Genomic DNA, 3,911 nt, shown 5'->3' with positions numbered 1-3,911 from the left:
ACGCTTACTCTTGTAAAAATTTCAAATGCTCTCTCTTTCATCAACGTAAATGCGTCTAGGATTTGTTTTCTTTCTTGTTCATTCATGTATTTAAACAGAAGGGAGTGGAGCTTTTCTTCATCAAGACTAGTATGTCGATCTAGTACTTCATTGCCCAGGTCCGTAAGTCTTAGAATAACTTTTCGCTCATCCTTGCTGCTCCGGGTCTTAAATACATATTTTTTTTCAATCAAACGTTTAACATGTTCTGAAGCAGTATTATGAGACACTTTAATAACCTCAGCGACTTCTTTTATTCCCACTTCCTCTTCTTTTTGAATAGCTTGCATAATTCTGACACTTTGGTGGGTGATTTTTTCCGGATGGATATATCGTAGTTGATAGTATATATCCGTCCATAGTTGATTTAAATATTTTATATCATTCAATGTCTAGAACTCCTTGTATCGTAATAGAAGAATATATCTAATAATACGATATAAACGAATAAAAAGCAAGTGGATATACAACATTGCTGTTTCTTATTGGTTACTGGAAAAGTTTTGAGAAAGGGAGGGAGGAGGTTCTATATTCAATTTTCAGCTTGAGTATAAAGTACCAGCGGTCGGAGGGAGACACAGAAAATAATTATTGATTTTCAATGTCGATAGCTTGTAAAGAGGTCAAGATTTTAAAAAGAGGGGGCAGTTTAGTTAAAGATCCATAGTCAAATAAATTTAAAATTTCTTTTGTCTCATTTTATTAAGTATACTTAGTTTTTGAGACATATCACATGTTAACAACCGTAATAATATTATGTAAACTTATATACATGTAATAAACTGTAAATAATACAGTTCATTACATTAAAGATTTATTCATCTTGTTCAATCGGCATATCCATTTTATCAACTGCCATTTTTAAATCATCATTTTTTATATGCGTATAAATCATTGTTGTTTGAATGGATGAATGGCCCAGCTGCCGCCTTAACTTCGGTACATCATTAATTTCTTGATGATATCTAGTGGCAAAAGAATGTCTTAATTTATGTACGGATAATGCTGGTTTGCCAAATGCTGCTGCATATTTTTCAACCAGTTTTTCAACCGCACGTGCCGTAAGTCTTCGTGTTGTTCCTTTTGGTCCCATCGGTGCTGAGACAAAAAGAGATTTATTATTTTTATCAACTTTGTATTTTATTGTTCTAACAGATAAATAATCTTGCAAATCTGCCATTGCTGTCCGGCTGAAAAAGACGAATTGCTCTTTATTTCCTTTTCGAATGACTCTGGCACAGTACTTGCTGAAATCAATATCATCCAAATCAAGTCCGACGAGTTCGGAAAGACGCAGTCCAGATCCCAAGATTAATGATATAATTGCGGTATCACGCTCTTTATTTAATTGATAAAAGTTATAGACTTTTTTGTTTTCCTTGTTGATTTCTCCATAATCGTGAGCGACAAACAAACGGAATTTCTCATACTCATCACCAAGTAAAATTTTTCCTTCCATTTTATTGGCACGAGTCTCCATGCTTTCTTTTATTTCATTGAATTCGATTTTGGCCATGACATTCCGATGAATATATGGTTTTAAATCCGGCGTTTCTGCAATATTTTGCAAGTAATTAAATAGTGATTTTAATGCTGAAAGCTTACGGTTTACCGTTAGTTCTTTATTATCCAACTGGTAATGCAAATAGTTTAAAAAGCTTTCCACTTCAAGAACCGTCATTTGCTCCAGTCGTTCCAGCGGGATGTCTTTCATGCTGCCGTTCCATAATTGTTCAGCAATCATCCAGTTGAAAAAGATTTTATAATCATGACAATAATTAAATAACGATGCCGTCGAAAGCTTTCTTAATTTATGATTAATATATTCTTCAACATACCATGGCAGCTCATTAAGAAGAGCTTGAAGCTTTTTAAAACTTTCTTGTTTATTTTGGTTTCTCATGAAAAAATCACCTCGTTATAAAATTATACCTCCTCTTTAAAAATCTTGCTATTATTTCGTAAAATTTATATTTTACGTAATAAATTTTTCTAAGTAGAAAAAACGCGGTTACCGGTTCATTATTAAAAGATAATCCAATATAAGATGATTTTTTCACTCACAAGCACTAGCGTACACTCCAGCTTATCCTGTAACGCCACCCCAGGGATAAATTAATTTTTCCAACATTTTTTAATTAAAATTACCATCTTCGGTGAAGGAGTCCCAAAACTTTTGCGGGACTCCCTTCCCTAAAATCGATCAATCATGTTTTGTCGCAAAGTCAAAATCAAATTCGCATTCTTCTAGCTTCACTACCTTTGTTTTCTTTATGAACTTAAATCCAGACCATAAGCAAAGGAATAAAGGAATGCCAAGATAGGCGGCAATTACGCTGCCCCAATCAATTTTCCCTCCAAGAAACGCCTGGTAATCTTGACCTAAAGTGACGAGTAAACCAACAGCAATCGCAAAGATTGGTCCAAATGGATACCATTTTGCCCGGTACGGCAGCTTGTCAAGCGAATGACCCTGAGCCACATAGGCTTTGCGGAACCGATAGTGACTTGCTAAGATACCAAGCCAGAAGATAAAACCGGTAATTCCGACTGAATTCATTAACCATACATATACAGTACCATCACCAAAGATGGAGGCAAGAAATGCTAGCATGCCAATAATGGTCGTTAAAATGATAGCTGCAACAGGTACTCCTCGCTTATTCAGCTTTGCAAAAATACTAGGAGCTTGGCCTTCTTTTGCCATTGCATATAGCATTCTGGTAGAAGCATAAAGACTTGAGTTGCCGGCCGATAACACGGCTGTTAAAATAACTGCATTCATGAGTGATGCTGCAAAGGCTAGACCGGCCTTTTTAAATACAAGCGTGAATGGACTGACCATGATATCACTACTTAGCAATTTTTTGTCTGTGTAGGGGATAATGAGCCCTATAATAAAGATCGCCAATACATAAAAAATAAGGATTCTCCAGAAAGTACTTTTAACTGCCTTTGGTACTGTTTTGGCAGGGTTTTCACTTTCCCCTGCAGCAACCCCTACAATTTCCGTACCCTGAAAAGAAAATCCTGCGGCAAGAAAAATGGCAAAAGTACCAAGTACGCCACCGCTAAAAGGTGCCTTTCCTACGGTGAAATTTTTAAATCCGATGGCTTGTCCGCCCATAATGCCGACAACCATGAGTAGCCCTACGACAATAAAGATAATAATTGCAGCCACTTTAATAAGTGAAAACCAATATTCCCCTTCTCCGTATCCCTTAACAGATAAATAGTTTAAAAGAAAAATTAACGCTAAAAATGAAAAGCTCCATAGCAATGATGAGCTATGCGGGAACCAGAATTTCATAACCATCGTTGAAGCAGTTAATTCTGCAGCTATGGTCATGGCCCAACTAAACCAATAAGTCCATCCCACAGCAAAACCAAATGCCGGATCAATAAATTTAGTCCCGTATGTGCTGAACGCACCGCTTGTCGGCATAAAGGCAGATAGTTCCCCTAGGCTTGTCATGACAAAGTACACCATTGCCCCGATAAAAATATAAGCAAACAGTGCCCCTCCCGGTCCAGCTTGGGAAATAGAGGCACCACTTCCAAGAAACAATCCTGTTCCGATTGCCCCTCCTATCGAGATCATCGTTAAATGCCGGGATTTCAAAACCCGCTTTAACTTTTTTTCTTCTTGAGGCGTTTGCTGTGGAACGTCTAATTCTTGTTGACCTATATTCATTCTCCCTCATCCTTCCCTTGAGTTTGTTTCTTTTAATGAAATTGCTTACATAATTTTTTCATGATGTTTAGGAATTTCAATATTTTTAGGTAGTTAATTTTATTAATTCAAAATAACTCCATAAACTCCCTTAATAGTTGAGTAAGTCACCACTTGCCCTTTGCTGCTCTTTCTGGCT

At 36.6% G+C, this 3,911-nt stretch carries 3 protein-coding genes; all 3 read right to left on the bottom strand.

What is annotated here, in order from left to right; all coding sequences use genetic code 11:
* The coding region (locus BFU02S_RS15070) for a MarR family winged helix-turn-helix transcriptional regulator (protein ID WP_084361155.1) at positions 1 to 428 on the bottom strand (428 nt) is incomplete at its 3' end.
* Positions 429 to 853: 425 nt separating this feature from the next.
* Positions 854 to 1,942, bottom strand: coding sequence for a tyrosine recombinase XerS (xerS, locus tag BFU02S_RS15065; protein ID WP_066372402.1), 1,089 nt, complete (start codon positions 1,940 to 1,942; stop codon positions 854 to 856).
* A gap of 300 nt (positions 1,943 to 2,242) precedes the next feature.
* Positions 2,243 to 3,733 carry an amino acid permease gene (locus BFU02S_RS15060; RefSeq protein WP_066372399.1) on the bottom strand — a complete coding sequence of 497 codons (1,491 nt, stop codon included), beginning with the start codon at positions 3,731 to 3,733 and terminating at the stop codon, positions 2,243 to 2,245.
* Positions 3,734 to 3,911: the final 178 nt, after the last annotated feature.

Source organism: Neobacillus fumarioli NBRC 102428 (assembly GCF_001591485.1).
Lineage (GTDB): Bacteria > Bacillota > Bacilli > Bacillales > Cytobacillaceae > Neobacillus > Neobacillus fumarioli.
This window is presented reverse-complemented; position numbering and strand designations above follow the sequence as displayed.

Coding starts and splice junctions, on each gene's coding strand:
- xerS (WP_066372402.1), bottom strand. CDS start 1,942: ATGAGAAACCAAAATAAACAAGAAAGTTTTAAAAAGCTTCAAGCTCTT.
- BFU02S_RS15060 (WP_066372399.1), bottom strand. CDS start 3,733: ATGAATATAGGTCAACAAGAATTAGACGTTCCACAGCAAACGCCTCAA.